The sequence below is a fragment of the Metabacillus sp. GQ13 genome, assembly GCF_059758525.1.
In genome coordinates, this window is the sequence record NZ_JCAXET010000001.1 from 271794 (window position 1) to 289103 (window position 17310).

The 17310-nt window shown below is 32.7% G+C and carries 22 protein-coding genes; 7 read left to right on the plus strand and 15 right to left on the minus strand.

What is annotated here, in order from left to right; all coding sequences use genetic code 11:
* Positions 1–34 precede the first annotated feature (34 nt).
* Entirely contained in the window at positions 35–910 is an 876-nt protein-coding gene (locus tag AC6CHR_RS01360) for a helix-turn-helix domain-containing protein (protein WP_498246647.1), read from the plus strand.
* An 89-nt stretch (positions 911–999) separates the two neighbouring features.
* Here AC6CHR_RS01360 and AC6CHR_RS01365 read toward each other — a convergent pair whose 3' ends face one another.
* A complete protein-coding gene (locus AC6CHR_RS01365) occupies positions 1000–1746 on the minus strand; it encodes a sugar phosphate isomerase/epimerase family protein (RefSeq protein ID WP_498246648.1) in 747 nt (248 codons plus the stop codon).
* Between the two features lie 504 nt (positions 1747–2250).
* Here AC6CHR_RS01365 and AC6CHR_RS01370 point away from each other — a divergent pair.
* Together AC6CHR_RS01370 and AC6CHR_RS01375 are read left to right on the plus strand one after the other, a co-directional pair.
* Positions 2251–2457 carry a hypothetical protein gene (locus tag AC6CHR_RS01370; RefSeq protein ID WP_498246649.1) on the plus strand — a complete coding sequence of 69 codons (207 nt, stop codon included), beginning with the start codon at positions 2251–2253 and terminating at the stop codon, positions 2455–2457.
* A 170-nt stretch (positions 2458–2627) separates the two neighbouring features.
* On the plus strand, positions 2628–3053 hold the full coding sequence (locus AC6CHR_RS01375; protein ID WP_498246650.1) for a DUF2621 domain-containing protein: 426 nt from the start codon (positions 2628–2630) through the stop codon (positions 3051–3053).
* An 85-nt stretch (positions 3054–3138) separates the two neighbouring features.
* On the opposite strand, the gene AC6CHR_RS01380 is transcribed toward AC6CHR_RS01375, so the two are convergent.
* The 3 genes from AC6CHR_RS01380 to AC6CHR_RS01390 all read right to left on the minus strand — a co-directional run bounded on the left by AC6CHR_RS01380 (position 3139) and on the right by AC6CHR_RS01390 (position 5275).
* Positions 3139–3624: a CcdC family protein gene (locus AC6CHR_RS01380; protein ID WP_498246852.1), complete on the minus strand. Its 486-nt coding sequence runs from the start codon at positions 3622–3624 to the stop codon at positions 3139–3141.
* A gap of 371 nt (positions 3625–3995) precedes the next feature.
* A complete protein-coding gene (locus tag AC6CHR_RS01385) occupies positions 3996–4355 on the minus strand; it encodes a response regulator (protein WP_498246651.1) in 360 nt (119 codons plus the stop codon).
* Positions 4356–4567: 212 nt separating this feature from the next.
* Entirely contained in the window at positions 4568–5275 is a 708-nt protein-coding gene (locus tag AC6CHR_RS01390; RefSeq protein ID WP_498246652.1) for a cytochrome c biogenesis protein CcdA, read from the minus strand.
* Between the two features lie 203 nt (positions 5276–5478).
* Here AC6CHR_RS01390 and AC6CHR_RS01395 point away from each other — a divergent pair, with 203 nt between their 5' ends.
* On the plus strand, positions 5479–5658 hold the full coding sequence (locus tag AC6CHR_RS01395; RefSeq protein ID WP_498246653.1) for a Spo0E family sporulation regulatory protein-aspartic acid phosphatase: 180 nt from the start codon (positions 5479–5481) through the stop codon (positions 5656–5658).
* A gap of 365 nt (positions 5659–6023) precedes the next feature.
* Here the strand turns inward: AC6CHR_RS01395 and AC6CHR_RS01400 are convergent, their stop codons facing one another.
* The 5 genes from AC6CHR_RS01400 to yneA form a co-directional block, all read right to left on the minus strand.
* Positions 6024–6245: a YneF family protein gene (locus tag AC6CHR_RS01400; RefSeq protein WP_498246655.1), complete on the minus strand. Its 222-nt coding sequence runs from the start codon at positions 6243–6245 to the stop codon at positions 6024–6026.
* Between the two features lie 85 nt (positions 6246–6330).
* Positions 6331–6780 carry a sporulation inhibitor of replication protein SirA gene (gene sirA, locus AC6CHR_RS01405; protein ID WP_498246656.1) on the minus strand — a complete coding sequence of 150 codons (450 nt, stop codon included), beginning with the start codon at positions 6778–6780 and terminating at the stop codon, positions 6331–6333.
* 221 nt (positions 6781–7001) lie between these two features.
* On the minus strand, positions 7002–7232 hold the full coding sequence (locus AC6CHR_RS01410) for a DUF896 domain-containing protein (protein WP_498246657.1): 231 nt from the start codon (positions 7230–7232) through the stop codon (positions 7002–7004).
* Positions 7233–7388: 156 nt separating this feature from the next.
* Positions 7389–8045, minus strand: coding sequence for a YneB family resolvase-like protein (locus AC6CHR_RS01415; protein ID WP_498246659.1), 657 nt, complete (start codon positions 8043–8045; stop codon positions 7389–7391).
* A 381-nt stretch (positions 8046–8426) separates the two neighbouring features.
* Complete coding sequence (gene yneA / locus AC6CHR_RS01420; RefSeq protein WP_498246660.1) at positions 8427–8738, minus strand: cell division suppressor protein YneA; 312 nt, start codon at positions 8736–8738, stop codon at positions 8427–8429.
* Positions 8739–8894: 156 nt separating this feature from the next.
* Here yneA and lexA point away from each other — a divergent pair, with 156 nt between their 5' ends.
* Positions 8895–9518, plus strand: a complete 624-nt coding sequence (lexA, locus tag AC6CHR_RS01425) for a transcriptional repressor LexA (RefSeq protein ID WP_498246661.1) — start codon at positions 8895–8897, stop codon at positions 9516–9518.
* A gap of 208 nt (positions 9519–9726) precedes the next feature.
* Here the strand turns inward: lexA and glnA are convergent, their stop codons facing one another.
* The 4 genes from glnA to hflX all read right to left on the minus strand — a co-directional run bounded on the left by glnA (position 9727) and on the right by hflX (position 14168).
* Positions 9727–11061, minus strand: coding sequence for a type I glutamate--ammonia ligase (gene glnA / locus AC6CHR_RS01430; protein ID WP_498246662.1), 1335 nt, complete (start codon positions 11059–11061; stop codon positions 9727–9729).
* 54 nt (positions 11062–11115) lie between these two features.
* Entirely contained in the window at positions 11116–11517 is a 402-nt protein-coding gene (locus AC6CHR_RS01435) for a MerR family transcriptional regulator (RefSeq protein WP_498246663.1), read from the minus strand.
* A 99-nt stretch (positions 11518–11616) separates the two neighbouring features.
* Positions 11617–12891, minus strand: a complete 1275-nt coding sequence (locus AC6CHR_RS01440; RefSeq protein ID WP_498246664.1) for a methionine gamma-lyase family protein — start codon at positions 12889–12891, stop codon at positions 11617–11619.
* A 5-nt stretch (positions 12892–12896) separates the two neighbouring features.
* A complete protein-coding gene (gene hflX, locus AC6CHR_RS01445) occupies positions 12897–14168 on the minus strand; it encodes a GTPase HflX (RefSeq protein ID WP_498246665.1) in 1272 nt (423 codons plus the stop codon).
* 380 nt (positions 14169–14548) lie between these two features.
* Between hflX and AC6CHR_RS01450 the strand changes: the two genes are divergently transcribed.
* Positions 14549–15181: a trimeric intracellular cation channel family protein gene (locus AC6CHR_RS01450; RefSeq protein WP_498246666.1), complete on the plus strand. Its 633-nt coding sequence runs from the start codon at positions 14549–14551 to the stop codon at positions 15179–15181.
* Positions 15182–15481: 300 nt separating this feature from the next.
* On the opposite strand, the gene AC6CHR_RS01455 is transcribed toward AC6CHR_RS01450, so the two are convergent.
* Positions 15482–15847: a hypothetical protein gene (locus AC6CHR_RS01455; protein WP_498246667.1), complete on the minus strand. Its 366-nt coding sequence runs from the start codon at positions 15845–15847 to the stop codon at positions 15482–15484.
* 384 nt (positions 15848–16231) lie between these two features.
* Between AC6CHR_RS01455 and AC6CHR_RS01460 the strand changes: the two genes are divergently transcribed.
* Positions 16232–16624 carry a hypothetical protein gene (locus tag AC6CHR_RS01460; protein WP_498246669.1) on the plus strand — a complete coding sequence of 131 codons (393 nt, stop codon included), beginning with the start codon at positions 16232–16234 and terminating at the stop codon, positions 16622–16624.
* A gap of 144 nt (positions 16625–16768) precedes the next feature.
* On the opposite strand, the gene AC6CHR_RS01465 is transcribed toward AC6CHR_RS01460, so the two are convergent.
* Positions 16769–17104, minus strand: coding sequence for a hypothetical protein (locus AC6CHR_RS01465; RefSeq protein ID WP_498246670.1), 336 nt, complete (start codon positions 17102–17104; stop codon positions 16769–16771).
* Between the last annotated feature and the right edge of the window lie 206 nt (positions 17105–17310).

Genomic DNA, 17310 nt, shown 5'->3' on the forward strand with positions numbered 1-17310 from the left:
TCTCATTTTTTCTGATAGGGAGGTAACTAAATTAATGACGACATTCCCAAAATACTTTTCTGAATATCCAAATATGAATACTACATTTCCTTTTCATTTATCTATTAATGAAATTAAATCAACTTTTCCTTCACATCGTCATGACTATCTTGAATTTTCTCTTGTAATAGAAGGTGAGGGTTTTGAAACAATAAACGGTAAAAAACATAAAATGAAACCTGGGACATTTACGTTTATCCTTCCGTACCAAATCCATGAGATTACTGCGGAAAGGGATACACCATTATTATTATTCAATTGTATGTTTGATTTAAGTCTCATTCATGAAATTGGATTACAAGATTTACTCTCAACTTCAGAAGAATATGAGTTGATTCCCTATATAAACTTAAAAAAACAACAGTTTTTGAAGATGAAAGAAAATTTATATGACATGCTTAATGAGTACTGCACAAAAAAACTTTATAAAGAAGTAGTAATAAAAGCAAAAATGGCAGAACTATTTGTTTTATTTGAAAGATTTCGTAAGGGTTCAGAACCCAATTTTCTATCAAATAAAAAGACGATGAAAAAGGCAATCATATGGGATATTATTCAGTATCTTCATCTTCATTATGTTGAAGAAATCACATTACCAAGTTTAGCGAAGCAATTTCATGTAAGTGTTCCCTATTTAAGCGAGTTGTTTAAACAACATATAGGACTAACCTTCGTTCATTTCTTACATGAAGTAAGACTTCGCCATGCTTGCAGTCTATTAACCTCAACTAGTATTCCTGTAACCGATATAGCATTGGAAGTTGGTTATCAGTCTTTTCAAACATTTTCTCGCGTTTTTAGAGAGCAAAAAGGAATTACGCCCACCACATATCGAAAAAAACATAAAGGTTTAAACCTTTTGCTAGATTAGATAAATATCTGAGCATATATATGGTTACTAAACATCATTTAAACGTCCAAATAAAAGGTATACCTACTTAGGTATACCCTTTTATTTTATCAAATTTTAGCTAATGTTTGTTTTAAATAATTGATACTAATTTCAATACTTTCAAATGGGGAACGTTTACATCTATCTTGTTCAACAATCCACCACTGTACTTTTGCCTCTTCACTCTTTTTAAGAATGGCTTCTATATTTACTCCACCAGTTCCTAATTCAGCAAATGTCTTCTCATCATCAGTCGTCATGTCTTTCAAGTGAATTAAAGGCATACGTCCATTATATCTATCCATCCACTCAAGAGGATCTTCACCTGCTAGTGTTAACCAATAAACATCCAACTCAGCCTTAACATATTCCGGGTTTGTTTCGGTAAAAAGCATTTCAAGATAGGATTTACCATTATTTTTTTCAAGTTCAAAATCATGGTTATGGTAACTTAATGCTATCCCTTCCTGTTGGCTTCGTTCTCCAAATTTATTTAAGGTCTTAGCTAATTTTGAATAATCTCCACGTTGATCTTCTTGCAAAAATGGAACGACAATATTTTTGCAGCCAATTGTTTTCAAATATGCTAATTCAGCCTCAAGATCTTCCTCCATTCTAACTAGTGAAACATGACTACTAATTGCAGTTAAACCAAGGTTATCAAGAGTTGTCTTTAAATCCTCAGCTTCCTTGCCCCAATAACCTGCTAACTCGACACCTGTAAATCCTAATTTAGCTACCTTTTCTAAAGTACCATAAAAATCTTCTTCACATTCAGCGTTCAATGTGTATAATTGTACTGCAATCGAATTCATTATGTATCATCCTTTCCCCATTTTGTACTAACATTTATTATAATAACAAACAAATCGGATCTTTACATTAAATTTCAGGAAAACGGTTTCTTTTTGTTTGATTAAGTACCTTCTAACAACTAAATTTTATGAAATTGAACCTTCACTAGCATAATTAAACCTAGTTAGTATATAATATTAATATCCCTTCCGAGACATTCGCTTGTTGCGGGACACTTAACCATGTACGGATCGGAAGGGATTAGTGCCTGATTTTATATCAGGCACTTTTTTGTGTTAATAATGAGTGATTATCTTTGTTTAATCTGATATTATTGGATTTAGATATTGTCTATTCTTAAGGCTATTAACTGATAAGTTTAACAAAATAACTTTCATGCTTTCACAACAATTTGATAAATGATAGGAAATAGCCTTTAAGATTCCATATCATTTTTTAGCTGTAAGAACCTAGCGATACATATTACCCTAAATTTTAACTAGATATTAAAAGGAGGCGCTATAATGATGCGTATATGTGAATTTGTATATTTACCAACCGATGTTGGGACAATCCGACTTGATATCCACACAAAAAATTCTTTGTTTTATGTTCATGCAGAGTTAAATGAATTACTAGCATCATCTTATGGCCGCAATAAAGTGAACGCTGTAAAAAAGGCTATTCTTATTTTAGCTAAAGAGCATCATTCTTTTGGGCATCAAGAATAGTTTTCAAGATTACTATCCCTTGTGTATAATAAGACTAGCTCTTAATAATCATTCCTTGTTTTAATATCTGTTTTTAAAATAAGTTATTTCTTGAGTAACAATTTATTGAAATGATCAATTTCAAACCTAAATGTCCGTATTAAGTTTGATAGTAGTAAGAGGTGAAAGTAATGTTAAATGGTTGGTTTCTATGGTTTATCATGTTTTGGGTTGTCTTCCTAGTCTCCATGCTAGCTATAGGTGGCTTTTTTATGTTCCGAAAGTTTCTACAAAGGCTGCCAAAAGAGGATGGAAAGTCTGAATTGGATTGGCAGGATTACTATCTGAAAAAAACCAGACACCTGTGGAATCGAGATGAAAAAAATTTACTGGAAGATCTAGTTGAACCTGTTCCTGAGCTCTTTCGTGATGTAGCAAGAGAAAAAATCGCCGGTAAAATAGGTCAGTTAGCCTTAAAAGAACAAGCGACAAGTATTACTCTTGACCTTGTCATACGCGGATATATTATAGCTACCCCAAAGCGAGATCATAAATTCTTAATGAAACGATTAGACGAGAAACAAATTGATTACTCTTCTTATAAAGCCTTATTTTAGAAGAACAGTAAAAATATCATAAAAAAACAGAAACGAAATTCGTTTCTGTTTTTTTTGTCTTTTGTTTTTTACAAAGACCAAACTATTATGATGTCGGAATATTAGTTGGGGTATCTAATTGATCCTTCACCCTTTTAAACGAAATGAACATAGCAATTCTCCATGGCACAATCATGCCGAAGGCCAAAATCCAAAACATTCCACTTAATTCTCCAATATCGATGGTGGAACTTAAATAGGTTTTCATTATGATTCGAATTAATAATAATCCGATCAAAATAAATGCAAAAGCCTTTGACCGTTTAAGGTATATATCATTACCTCTAACTTCAAAATTTGAGGTTTTAATTAAAAGGAGTGAGAAAACCATCCCAACTAATATTGCCTCAAAAAACTCTGAAACCGTTACTCGAAACATAGGATGAATAAACATTAGTGCCCCAGTACTCATAAATAGTGGAGGTAATATAATTTTTTTTGCGCTCGTAGGTTTATCAGCTGATTTTATACGAATAAATAAAACAAATATTGCCATCCCTACTGCAAAAATTGAAGAAATAATTGTGACCAAATAAATCAATCCTTTACTATGCAACTACTATAATTAGTATAAACGAACTTCTCCTAATTACCTACAAGAACATTTATATGTATTATTTTTGTTTAACTTTTTATAGTTAATCTTAACTTAATGCTCGCTACTATCACTTTAGAATGAAGAAAAACGTAAGTACCGTTTAGTGAGAATGAACTGGAGCATTACCTATAGAATAAAAAAACACGAAGAGCGGCAGTTTCGATATTGACTTAGGGAATGAAGGTCAAGTTACTTAGTACTGGGCTCTGAAAAAAAGGTGTCAAAGCAGTTACCCACAGTATAAGTATTTCTTTAATCCAAAAATAAAAAACCATTTAAGAACTTCTTAAATGGTTTTTTATTGCTTATCCTAAAACACGGCTAATTGCTTCAATCACTCGATTCTCATCAAAGGGTTTAACAATAAAATCTTTAGCACCGGCTTCAATTGCTTCTACCACCATTTTTTGTTGTCCCATAGCTGAACACATAATAATTTTCGCATCAGGGTACTCAAGTTTAATTTCTTTAAGAGCTTCAATTCCATTTTTTTCTGGCATTGTGATATCTAAGGTTACTAGATCTGGTTTTTCTCTAACAAAAAGTTCAATTGCCTCAACACCGTTTTCTGCTTCGCCGACAACTTCATGATTGGCCTTTATTAAAATATTAGATAAAGTCATTCTCATAAACTTGGCATCATCAACAATTAGTATTCTGGCCATGCCTAGTTCCTCCCCAAAAATGATAAAGTAATGCCTGATTTATAGTCAAACTCATATGCGTAGGCGATCGCCTCTTGGAATTAGACACATATTTAAGTCTCATATATCCACATTCGCAATAACTATCACTAATTCCTTTATTATATCAAAAAATTCCATATTTTATAGTAAAATTGGATCAAAAGTAATTTTTACTAATAATCTCTTAAGGACTAAAAACCTGTAAAGCCCCCAAATATTTCTGTTAGGTAAATAATGATTAATGTCATTAAATCAAAAAATAATAAAATCCCCATGATAATCATTAGATAGCCACCGAATTTCATAATCATAAGATTATGTTTTTTAATCCATCCAAATCTACCGATAAAGAAAGACAACAGTAAAAACGGTATTGCAAAACCTACTATATAGGCTACCATATAAATCATTGCTGAGCTAGGATTAGTTGCAGCCAACCAAATTACTGCTGAAAGAATTGGTCCCGTACAAGGTGTCCAACCAGCTGCAAAAGCCATTCCAATTAGAGCAGAACCTAAGTATCCAGCTGGTCTGTTTTTAAATTCAAAACGACGTTCTTTCATTAAAAATTCTGGTGTGAACACACCAACAATCATTAACCCAAATACAATAATTAATATTGAACCAATCTGGCGAATAAGATCTTGATAGTTTTGAAAGAATTCTCCAATAAATGAAGTACCAAATCCAAGTGCAATAAAGATTGAAGAAAATCCAAATAAAAAACATAAAGTATGTAATAAACTTCTCCTTTGCAATAAGGCATTTTCAGTTTTTAATTCTCCTACTGATACCCCAGTAATATAGGATAAAAACGCTGGATAAAGTGGTAAGCAGCACGGAGAAATAAAGGATAAGAACCCAGCACCGAACGCTAAAAAAACATTAATATCTGTCATGTTATTCCCCCTAGAAATATAGATATTCTCTATTCTAGCAAAAAGAATCTTTATTATTGGTTTTACATGTTAAACTTTCATGTCATTTTAATTAAGTAAAATATTGCAGCAAATAATTTCAACAAAGACTACCTTTGAAATTATTCCAATAAAAGGGTATACTTATATTAGAAATATACTTAAAAAAGAAAGGACAATTTCTTTTGTCTAAACAAGAAATGCTTAAAGTTATTGAAAAAAAAAGAATAGAATTAATTGATATCGTTTTAAAAAATGGGATAAATTCAAATGAATCTATTAAATATAGTCAAGAGTTAGATTTATTGTTAAATGAATACATTAAGGATGATCATTCAAAAAATAGTTCTGTCTTTTTTTATTGAGGATGTAAATCATTTTTCATATTAAATATAAATTAAAGATTAAAATATTTTCTTTAAAAACACTTATTGTATATAACCTACATGCAAAACTCTAGCATTACCAATTAAAAACCACTTTTTCTCCAGAAAAAGTGGTTTTACTATTGTTATAGGAAAGGATAAGTAATTTACCAAGACATTTTATGACCTCGGAAAGGATAAAATAAAATAAGAAAGGTTGTCCCAACAAAAAATAATTGAATGATTCAATCCTTTTCAAAACCCCTAAATACTTGAAAACTGCAACCCAATAGAAATGACCTCTTTAATAAGTTACTGATTTCTATTATTATTAGAGTTAATTTCAAAACCTTATTATATCAATATTATTTTCCCATTTGTCCGTTCATAGCTTTCATCATTTGATTGATCTTCTTTTGAGAAGGTTTCTGACCCATTTGCATCATCATCATTTTTAACATTTGCTCATTGATTGGTGGATTTTTCTTTAGATAAGTCATCATATATTTACGCGCAATGAAAAATCCTAGCGCAACTCCAGCAAGTAGTGCTAGAACGCCTACTAGAATAACAACCCATAATTCCATTATATTTCCTCCTTCATGTTGTCTATCTTACAGTGTACTAAACCCAAGGATATTATACAACATTTGTCCCGTAATTTCCTTATTTTCATACAAAATTTCTTTCTTTGATAGGATTTAACCAACCATACCTTTCTCCCTGCAAGTCCATTGCTAAAAATTTTGGATCAAACTTTCTAAGTACTTCAAAAAAAATCGTTTCTGCTTCATAGCTTCCGTCTGATGAAAGCTCCAAATAACGATCCTTCACAATTAAAGTAGCATTACCACGATTACGTTTCAATTCAATTTTATGGATATGATGCGTATTCGAATAATCTGATCGATTTACCAAATGAGTATTTAGTAACTGATGTATAAATAAATGCGGAATAGGCTTTGTAATATAATGAATTTGTTTCTCAAGGGTATCAACAAGGTTGGATCGAACAGTCGTCCAATAAAAGTCCTGAAAAAGGTGATAAATTTTAGATTCACGACCAAAGTAGTGACTTGCAAATTCTTCCTCTATTAAATAAATGTAATAGTGTCTCACCATTCCATTCCTCCTCTATCATTCCTTTTCTCTTATTATAAGAGATAGATAAAGCAAGAATTGTCTTAAAGCGGAGAAAGAAGACACTATTTTTGTCGAAGTGTTTGAGATTCTTTTGAGTTATGATTATTTAAGAATTCCTGTAAAAGGAAATGAAAATAAATAAATCTAGAAAAAGAGACGTTATTAGTCAAAAAAAGAATAAACCATAAAGATTTATTCTTTCAATGAAGATTATTTTTCTTATCCTCTTTTAATTTCTTCGGTGTAACATCATTTCCATTTGGATCTACAATTGTTACACCTTTTAAAGTATTCTTCATTGAAGAACGGAACGTTTTTAGATATTGTTCTCGTAATACTTGTTGTTCTTCTTTTTCTACTTCAGTCAGACCTACTGACTTAGATTTTTTTGATAATTCATTTATACGTGAAAGTTGATTTTTAGGTAACATAATTAACTATTCTCCCCTATATATTTCATACATGTCATATTACTAAAAGGAGTAAAGAATAGCAACTTAAATGGTTTAATCGTCACCATTATTCTAAAAAGTTATTCATTCATTTTAATGAGATAGGATATAAGGTGTAAATGAAGATCCTACTAGTTAGTGAGGTTCTTTTGACTGATTATCTAGATACTCTTTGTATCTTCTATGGACGGTTGCTTTACTAACATCATATCCTAGACCCTTGAGAATTGCAGCAATTTCATGAAATGTAAGCTTTTTATTACGAAGTTTTATGATTTCATCGATCGGAACAGAAAGTTTTTCACGACCTCCACCCCTATCAAGATTGGACAAATTATCTTGAGGTTTATATCCATTTTCAATAGCTCGATGCATCCCCCTTTTTATTTTGTAATTCACAAGTTTTCGCTGAAATTCTTCAACAGCAGCAAGAATATTTAAGACCATTTCATCACTTTCTGATAATTCTGGTTCCCCCTGCTCAGTAAGTGTAAAAAGTGTTGCATCTAATTTCTTTATTTCATGTAAAAGGGCTATTTTAGCATGCCCCCTTCCTAGACGGGTATCATCCTGTACAAGAATAATTGAAGCCTGTTTGTCTTTTAACATAGCAAGTGCTTCAATGATTCCATCCCGATCAACAGCATAACCACTATGGCGCTCTTCTATTATCTTTATCACATCTATTTTATGGATTTTTGCTAATATCTCTAGCTCCTCTCTTTGTCTTATTAAAGAACTATCTTGTGTTTTTTTATCGGTACTTACTCTGCAATATATAATTGCCTTCATTTTCATCATCCTAGCTATAAAAAGATTAATTTCATTTCTATTAATCTCTGGAAATTATCCTTAAAACTTTCAACCACATGTATCTTAAGGTTCGCTCGAAATTTGGTTATATATATGGAAAACTAATCATTTTATGTAAGGGTCTTTTCTAAAAGTTTGTTGCTACCAAAACTAGTAATGTCGGCCTTTGGATAGTACCCAGTAACTTCGGGATTAAGATATTACCTAGTGGCATTAAGATATTACCTTAAAAATAAGTCATCGGTTTTTTTATAATTAGAAGCTATTTAAAAGAAAATGGGCTAAGTCATTTAATGAAAAGCAGCAATCTTTGCGAAAACACCTTTATGTGAAAAATCATCTATTCATATTTAACTTTAACTACTCACTAGCAATCTGTTCAAATTTCATTTGGTGCCCTTTTTCTAAAGGTACAAAAACTAGATCACCTGGCTTGATAATACTAGAGTGAAGTTCATTTTTATCTTGAACCCATTCCACAAAATCTTGTTTAGATATATTTGCATTAGTATGAAACTTATCAGCGATACTCCATAAACTATCACCTTCTTCTATTTCTACTATATAAAAATTTTCTAAATTCTCATTTTGATTAGTATATGATATCGCACCTGTGATAGCTAATAATACAACAATGAATGATAGGATATAAATGATAGATTCTTTTTTCAATTCTCTCACCTCATAGGAATATTTGTTCGTATTTATAAAATAATCATAATACGAACAATTGTTCCAGTCAACACTTTTTTTCGAACTTATGTTTGTACGAACAGGAAAATGATGCTATACTAAACATATATTACAGGAATCCGAGGTGTCACAAGGATGACGAAACTATCAAAAAGACAACAAGATATCTTAAGTTTTATCAAAGATGAGGTACAAAAGAAGGGTTATCCACCCTCAGTTCGTGAAATTGGGGAAGCTGTTGGTTTAGCTTCAAGTTCAACTGTACATGGTCACTTGGCTAGATTAGAATCTAAAGGTTTGATTCGAAGGGATCCAACCAAACCAAGAGCAATTGAAATTTTGGAAATAGAGGATTCTTCTACCATTCCAAAAAGCAAAGTGGTTAATGTACCTGTTATAGGTAAAGTAACAGCTGGTGTACCTATAACAGCAATAGAGAATGTGGAAGAGTATTTCCCCCTACCCGACAGATACGTAAATGATGACGAACATGTTTTCATGCTCGAAATTATGGGTGATAGTATGATAGAAGCAGGTATCTTAAATGGTGACATGGTCATTATTCGTCAACAGCCAACTGCTAATAATGGTGATATTGTTGTCGCGATGACTGAAGAAGATGAAGCAACCTGTAAACGATTTTTTAAAGAAAAGGATTATATTCGCTTACAGCCTGAAAACTCTACAATGGAACCAATTATCTTACGAAATGTAAGTATATTAGGAAAAGTAATAGGTGTTTATCGTACTATCCACTAAAAGTCTTGCCCCTGGGCAGGCTTTTTTTCTGTTTAATTTCGTTTTTTCTATCTCTCAAAGTTTTTTTCATTGATTAAGTGTTAGATTTTGATATTGAAATTGTTAAACCCAACAACTTAATATAAAAAACAAAAAAGGTGACAAATATAGAAAGAAACCTAGTTTCAATCGTATATTTGTCACCTTCAATATCAGGAAAACTTCTTATTTAATACATTGACATGTATTGTTCTCTTTCCCATGGGTGAACTTGGGTGCGGAACATATCCCACTCTATTTCCTTGGCTTCAATAAAATGCTCGAATAAATGTTCTCCTAAAGCATGTTTCATTGTACTATCTGTTTTTAGTAAATCTAGAGCTTGAGCCAAAGTAGCTGGTAAATCTACGATGCCACTCTCGATACGCTCTTCTTTTGACATAACGTAAATGTTACGGTCAATTGGTTTAGGAGCTGCAAGCTTGTTTTTGATTCCATCAAGACCAGCTGCTAATAATACACTCATTGCTAAGTATGGATTTGCAGCGGGATCAACACTACGTACTTCAACACGCGTGCTTAAACCACGTGATGCTGGGATACGAATTAATGGACTTCTATTTTGAGCAGACCAAGCAACATAACATGGTGCCTCATAACCTGGTACTAAACGTTTATATGAGTTAACAGTAGGATTTGTTATTGCAGTAAATGCTGATGCATGTTTAATGATACCTGCAATAAATTGTCTAGCTGTTTCACTTAATTGAAGATCTGCACTTGTATCTAAGAATGCATTTTCTCCATTGCGGAATAATGATAAGTTCATGTGCATACCAGATCCGTTAACACCGAATAATGGCTTTGGCATAAATGTTGCATGTAAACCATGCTTACGAGCAATTGTTTTAACAACAAGTTTAAATGTTTGAATATCATCACATGCTCTGATTGCACCAGCGTATTTAAAGTCAATTTCATGTTGACCAGGTGCTACTTCATGGTGGGATGCTTCAATTTCAAATCCCATTTCCTCAAGTTCCAGAACGATATCACGACGGCAATTTTCACCTAAATCAGTTGGTGCTAAATCAAAATACCCACCATTATCGTTTAGTTCAAGTGTAGGCTCTCCATTTGCATCTAATTTAAATAAGAAGAATTCCGGCTCAGGCCCTAAGTTAAAATCTGTGAAACCTAACTCTTCCATCTCAGCTAGTAGACGACGTAAGTTATTACGTGGATCCCCTGTAAATGGCGTTCCATCTGGATTATAAATATCACAGATAAAACGAGCAACTTTTCCCTTTTCTGCTGTCCATGGGAAGATAACAAAAGTATCTAGATCTGGATATAAATACATATCAGATTCTTCTATACGTACAAACCCCTCGATTGAAGATCCGTCAAACATCATTTTGTTATCCATTGCTTTATCAAGCTGACTTACTGGAATTTCAACGTTTTTAATTGTACCAAGTACATCCGTGAATTGTAGACGGACATATTTAACATTGTTTTCTTTCACTAAACTAATAATATCTTCTCTTGTATACTTAGACATTGAAAATCTCCTCTCTTCATTTAAAAGCTTATATTTAAATTTAAATTACTCACTTTAATGAAAAAACCTTGTCATATCACCCTGTCTTAATGTTGGTCGATTAAAACGACCTGCTTGCATTAGTTCGGATTTCAATAATTTACGTAACTCAGCATCACTTAAACTTGGTTTTTCAACTGTTTTAGGTTTCTCTTGTTCGTCTTCATTATCCGCATCATTACGTGAAAAGATCTGCTTAATTCCGGCTAAGTTGACACCTTGTTCAATTAAATTCCTTATTTCTAATAACTTATCAACATCATTAAAGGAAAAAATTCTGCGATTTGTATCAGTTCTTGCAGGAAATATCAGTTCGTTCTCTTCATAGTATCGAATTTGCCTGGCAGATAGCTCTGTCAGTTGCATAACAATTCCGATAGGAAATAGGGGCATTGAGCGTCGTATATTATCACCCATGTTATTCGCTCCTTATCTTTATCTATTTTGATTATAACCCTTGTTATATTATCTGTCAATAACATGTGAGGAATTATAACATCAATTTTCAAAAACTAGTTATCTATTTATTGAGATTAAATTTTGTTCTAATAGTGAATCGATTGCAGAACATACGGCTATCTTTACATGTGAGTAGGTCAGACCCCCCTGAACATAAGCAACATATGGTGACCGAATAGGTCCGTCTGCAGATAATTCAATACTTGCCCCTTGGATAAAGGTACCCGCAGCCATGATAACATCATCTTCATAGCCAGGCATATAGTTAGCATAGGGAGTGACGTGTGAATTTACTGGTGAAGCATATTGAATCGCTTGGCAAAAAGCTACCATAAGATTAGGATCATTAAATTGGATCGATTGAATTAAGTCTGTTCTTGTTAGATTCCACTTCGGATTTGTTTGCAATCCAATTTCCTCCATAAATGCCGAAGTGAAAATTGCTCCTTTTAATGCTTGTCCTACAACATGTGGCGCTAAAAAGAAACCTTGGTACATTTCTTGTAGACTATAAAGGGATGCTCCAGCTTCTGAGCCTATTCCAGGAGATGTCATACGATACGAGCAAGCTTCTACTAATGACTTCTTCCCAACAATATAACCGCCAGTTTTCGCGATCCCTCCACCCGGATTTTTTATAAGTGAACCGGCCATTAAGTCCGCACCTACATGACAAGGTTCGAGTTCTTCTACAAACTCACCATAACAATTATCGACAAAAATAACAATATCTTCTTTTAATTCTTTTACAAACGTTATCATTTCTTTAATCTCAGATACTGTAAAAGAAGGTCTATTAGCATAACCTTTAGATCTTTGGATACCGATCATCTTTGTTTTAGATGTAATGGCTTTCTTAACAGAGTCAAAATCAACTACACCATTGTCTTTTAAGTCTACTGTTTGATAATCAATCTTAAATTCCTTTAAGGAACCATTGCCACTTCCTCTAATTCCTACAATTTCTTCGAGTGTATCATATGGCTTACCTGTAATATAAATAAGTTCATCTCCCGGTCTTAATACACCGAATAATGAAATTGAAATCGCATGGGTACCAGAAATAATTTGCGGTCTTACTAAACCCGCCTCTGCTCCAAAGACATTCGCGTAAATTTTCTCTAATGTATCCCGCCCTATATCATCATATCCATAACCAGTTGTAGGAATAAAATGCGAATCACTAACACGGTGCTGCTGATAACTTTGCAGGACTCGGAATTGATTAGCCTCACTAATTCTGTCTATATTTTGGTGTACCCCTTTGATCATTTCTTCTACCTTATAAACAAGGGGTGCAATAATTGCACCCTGCTTTAAAAACTCAAACATATTCATTACCCTTTCTGAGCATACTTCTCTAGTTGTCCATTTATTGAGTGAAACGGAAGAACAAACCCTTCAGCTTCATAAACCTCATCGTCTTCATTAAATGTTAATTTTTTAATTAATGTATCAGTTTTTAGTTGAGATATGAGTTTCCCCTCACTAGCAGGTACGTTAATGTAATATTGATTCATTGCATCTTTTGTTAATTTTTCAACGATATGCAATAGCTTTTCTAAATCCTCTTTTGAAAACGCTGTGATCTGAATATTAGTTTCATTTGGTGATGGAACAAATGATCCAAGAGCATTATCCTTCTTATTGTATACCGTTAGCATAGGTATATCTGTCGCCTCTAACTGATCCAGTAGTTTGTATACTGTTTGCTCATGATTTGGATAATCCTCATTAGAGCTATCAACTATATGTAAAATTAAATTTGCCTCTTTTACCTCCTCTAATGTGGAACGGAAGGCAGCTACAAGGGTTGTTGGTAGATCTTGAATAAACCCTACGGTATCCGTAATGAGCGCTTGATAGTTCGAAGGCAATATAACTTTTCTTGTCATAGGGTCTAGTGTCGCAAATAATAAATCTTCTTCAAAGCTTCCAGCTGTTGTTAATCGATTAAATATCGTCGATTTTCCGGCATTCGTATACCCTACTAGAGCTATTTGGAATGCTTGATTTTTTTTACGTCTTTCTCGATAACGGTTACGATGACTAACGATCGTTGCTAATTGCTGCTTAATCTCGTAAGTACGATTTCTAATATGCCTACGGTCTGTTTCTAGTTGCGTTTCACCAGGACCTCTTGTACCAATTCCTGCTCCCTGACGTGATAAAGCAATACCTTGCCCTGCTAGTCGTGGTAACAAATATTGTAGTTGAGCTAACTCAACTTGAAGCTTTCCTTCTTTAGACTTAGCTCGCTGTGCAAAAATATCTAAGATTAATTGGGTTCTGTCAATGACTCTAGTATCTAAAGTAGAAGTTAAGTTACGAAGTTGACTTGGTGACAATTCATCATTAAATATCACTATATCTGGTTCCAGTTCCTCAACCAGATTTAATAACTCATCTACCTTTCCTTTGCCTATATATGTAGCAGGATGAGGACGAACTCTTTTTTGCATAAGATTTATAAGAACTTCACCATTCGCAGTTTTCGTTAAGGATGCTAATTCCTCCATAGAGTATTGAAAATGCTCATCTGACATGGTTTGAAGTTGACAACCAACAAGTATTACTTTTTCTTTTAGTACATCAATTGGATTATTCAAAATAGACCCTTTCCTTTCGCAGTTTAGCATATTAATCATAACAAACATTTGTACAATTCTCTAATTATTTCTGTAGTATAGACTAAATCGAGTGTGTTTATCTTGTGTCAATATAACTTCATAACTGGTATTTTTTCCAAAGATAACCTTATCAAACATTTATATAATATTAGGGGAATCCTTTCTACAAGTATAGTCGCTTTAATAAGAATAATTGTATATTCCTTTTCTAGCGACCAGCTCTATCTGATTATATTTATTTTTTCTAAATAAAGACTTTCTTTTACTTAACGTTATTCAGAAAAATTTATATTGACCTTTTTATTTCAGGGCTTTACAATCAATTCGTCTATAGTTTAACATTTGGGGGTTCAACGAATATGACTTGGGATGTTTTAAGTATAATAGGTACGATTGCCTTTGCAATCAGTGGGGCAATTGTTGCAATGGAAGAAGAATATGATATTTTAGGGGTTTATATATTAGGAATCGTTACAGCTTTTGGAGGAGGCGCAATCCGAAACCTTTTAATAGGTGTTCCAATTACTGCTTTATGGGAGCAAGGGATTCTTTTTCAAATTGCACTCTTTGCGATGACTATTGTTTTTCTATTTCCAAACAGTTTATTAAAACATTGGCATAAATGGGGTAACTTTACAGATGCAATCGGCCTTTCGGCGTTTGCAATACAAGGTGCATTATATGCTGTTAATATGGGGCACTCAACAAGTGCGATAGTTGTTGCTGCAGTTCTGACAGGGAGTGGCGGAGGAATTATAAGAGATCTACTAGCTGGACGAAAACCCCTCGTACTTCGCGCAGAAATTTATGCATTTTGGGCGATAATTGCTGGTCTACTCATTGGATTTAAGGTAGTACAACAACCAATGGAATTATACTTGTTGTTCACAGTAATCGTTATTTTACGGGTACTATCCTATACTTTCGAATGGAAATTGCCTAATCGTAGCTTTCAAACACCACCTAAAAGGTCTCAAACATTATCCAAATAACACCTAGACCTTTGGCAGCAACCCCGACATATCAAAATAAGTATCTATGTGTAACATTTATTTCCGGGATAAGAGCGCATTAACGTATTTCTTTTATAAAAGAAATTATAGCTAGTTCAACGGCTCCTCTGTCCCCTTCTTTTCTTTTCGATTGCCTTGTTAAATTCCTCAAGATCATTTATGTGAATTTCTGAAAATCTACTATAAAAGATAAACATAAAACTAACCTCATGAAAATATTTTTTCCAATAATTACGAAATTATGTATTTGTTGATCTATTATCGTTTCCATAGACCAATTTATTTATTTTGTGTTTCCCTCACCATATCTCTGTTGGATATTAATGAACGACGAGTTTCATTAACTTTACATTTAATATAAATTTGTGTTGTTTCAAACATTTCTGCAACATAGAGTGTTGCACCATAATAAGTCCTATTATCTGACATTTCCTTACTAACAAGATAGTTATAGATTGTTGCTTCGATATCTTTAAAAAATGGCACTGTTAATTTATTTGATTGTAAAATTTGATAAAGTTCTATTATTAGAGAAGTATCTTTTGAGAATCTCTCCTGTAGCTGTTCGATTATATACTCATTTAGTGAAAGATCATTTAAAACAAGATATTTAAGCTCTTCCATAAGTAATTTGTTATCGCTCATCTCAATCACTCCTTCTTATACAATGTATCTTAACATTGCACGAGGTTGTTTGGAAGCGTTTTCAACCATCATTCCTATAGCTTTATTCGAACGAAAACCAATCGTTTAATGCTTTTAAAACATGATTATGTATAAAAGCACACAATAAACAATAAAAATACACATTGAATCTCATCAGATGACAAATGTAAATATACAAATTAAGTACTCAAATTAATATGGATGAAAAAACCTTTGTATTTTTATATATTAGATATTGTATCTTTCACATTCTTTCTTACTACTAATTTTCCATTATAGCTTAGGAACCAGTATTAATGTAGATTCACATTATCCTTTTATAAGGAATAAGCTAGATGTGAACCTTTGAAAGGTGTGAAATTCATGAAATGGAGGAATTATGGTCTTTGGGTGTCAATTGCCTCTGTTCTGTATATGGTATTAAAGGATTTAGGATTTACAATTGATCTAACACATTGGCATACGTATGTTACAGCCATATTAGGTATACTTATCGCTTTAGGGATCGTATCAAATCCGGAAAGTGGTAAAGGCTTTTTCAATACCAAAATCTCTCCTTCATCTAATACGGATCATCCAATTAACACAGACCTAGGAATAAAGGAGCTAAGTTATCAAGCAAATAGTATTGATGAGCAACCTGTAAAGCAAATACTTGATCCAAACACTCAATCAAATCAAATAACTAATTCAATAAATTCTCAGGATTCAGAACCTTTAATCCCTTATCGCAGAAACCCACCAAATGAAAAATAACTTTAAAAGTATATTAATGGTACAAGGCAATTACCGCTAATAGTGTAATTCCTGTATAAGTAGAGCCGCTAAATCAAAGGTGGATGGTTGTTATGACCTTTTAACAGTCATCCACTTTTTAAAATTACAACTTTCTAGAAGTATTTACTGTAGTTTTTCTATTTTCACAAGACCATCAACGAGATTTTCTGATTCCATATAAGCCAATATTTTATCATTAACATCTAATGAGTCTTCGATTGGATATTTAACATCTTCACTATTAAAAAATATTTTCGTTTTTCCGTCAATAGATTGACCATAATAATCATTCCCACTTACTTCAGTAATGATATATGTTAGGGTTTTATAAGAATCTTTTGTCTCCTCTACTATTTTAGGTTGATTGGTTTCTTGTATACTCCTTGGCTGAGATATGTAAAAATAAAGTGATAGAAGCAAACAGAGTAGAATTAGTAGAGTAATAAGTTTACCTTTCATATTAACCTCCAAAAATGTTCTCTCTATCATTTATGATGAAATTGACAAAAAAAGAACGACAAACAAGAAGAAAAGAAAACCAATAGACTTAGTTGATGATCTAATTCACTACTAAGTCTATTTTTCAATTCTCCGCTTCCTTACTATTATCCATACCACTATTAGAAAAATTGCAATCATAAAAGTCTCTATTTATCCTGTAAATT

Excerpts from the sequence above, each read along its gene's own strand:
- AC6CHR_RS01360 (WP_498246647.1), top strand. The coding sequence starts at position 35 with ATGACGACATTCCCAAAATACTTTTCTGAATATCCAAATATGAATACT.
- AC6CHR_RS01365 (WP_498246648.1), bottom strand. The coding sequence starts at position 1,746 with ATGAATTCGATTGCAGTACAATTATACACATTGAACGCTGAATGTGAA.
- AC6CHR_RS01370 (WP_498246649.1), top strand. The coding sequence starts at position 2,251 with ATGATGCGTATATGTGAATTTGTATATTTACCAACCGATGTTGGGACA.
- AC6CHR_RS01375 (WP_498246650.1), top strand. The coding sequence starts at position 2,628 with ATGTTAAATGGTTGGTTTCTATGGTTTATCATGTTTTGGGTTGTCTTC.
- AC6CHR_RS01385 (WP_498246651.1), bottom strand. The coding sequence starts at position 4,355 with ATGGCCAGAATACTAATTGTTGATGATGCCAAGTTTATGAGAATGACT.
- AC6CHR_RS01390 (WP_498246652.1), bottom strand. The coding sequence starts at position 5,275 with ATGACAGATATTAATGTTTTTTTAGCGTTCGGTGCTGGGTTCTTATCC.
- AC6CHR_RS01400 (WP_498246655.1), bottom strand. The coding sequence starts at position 6,245 with ATGGAATTATGGGTTGTTATTCTAGTAGGCGTTCTAGCACTACTTGCT.
- sirA (WP_498246656.1), bottom strand. The coding sequence starts at position 6,780 with ATGGTGAGACACTATTACATTTATTTAATAGAGGAAGAATTTGCAAGT.
- AC6CHR_RS01410 (WP_498246657.1), bottom strand. The coding sequence starts at position 7,232 with ATGTTACCTAAAAATCAACTTTCACGTATAAATGAATTATCAAAAAAA.
- AC6CHR_RS01415 (WP_498246659.1), bottom strand. The coding sequence starts at position 8,045 with ATGAAGGCAATTATATATTGCAGAGTAAGTACCGATAAAAAAACACAA.
- lexA (WP_498246661.1), top strand. The coding sequence starts at position 8,895 with ATGACGAAACTATCAAAAAGACAACAAGATATCTTAAGTTTTATCAAA.
- glnA (WP_498246662.1), bottom strand. The coding sequence starts at position 11,061 with ATGTCTAAGTATACAAGAGAAGATATTATTAGTTTAGTGAAAGAAAAC.
- AC6CHR_RS01435 (WP_498246663.1), bottom strand. The coding sequence starts at position 11,517 with ATGGGTGATAATATACGACGCTCAATGCCCCTATTTCCTATCGGAATT.
- AC6CHR_RS01440 (WP_498246664.1), bottom strand. The coding sequence starts at position 12,891 with ATGTTTGAGTTTTTAAAGCAGGGTGCAATTATTGCACCCCTTGTTTAT.
- AC6CHR_RS01450 (WP_498246666.1), top strand. The coding sequence starts at position 14,549 with ATGACTTGGGATGTTTTAAGTATAATAGGTACGATTGCCTTTGCAATC.
- AC6CHR_RS01455 (WP_498246667.1), bottom strand. The coding sequence starts at position 15,847 with ATGAGCGATAACAAATTACTTATGGAAGAGCTTAAATATCTTGTTTTA.
- AC6CHR_RS01460 (WP_498246669.1), top strand. The coding sequence starts at position 16,232 with ATGAAATGGAGGAATTATGGTCTTTGGGTGTCAATTGCCTCTGTTCTG.
- AC6CHR_RS01465 (WP_498246670.1), bottom strand. The coding sequence starts at position 17,104 with ATGAAAGGTAAACTTATTACTCTACTAATTCTACTCTGTTTGCTTCTA.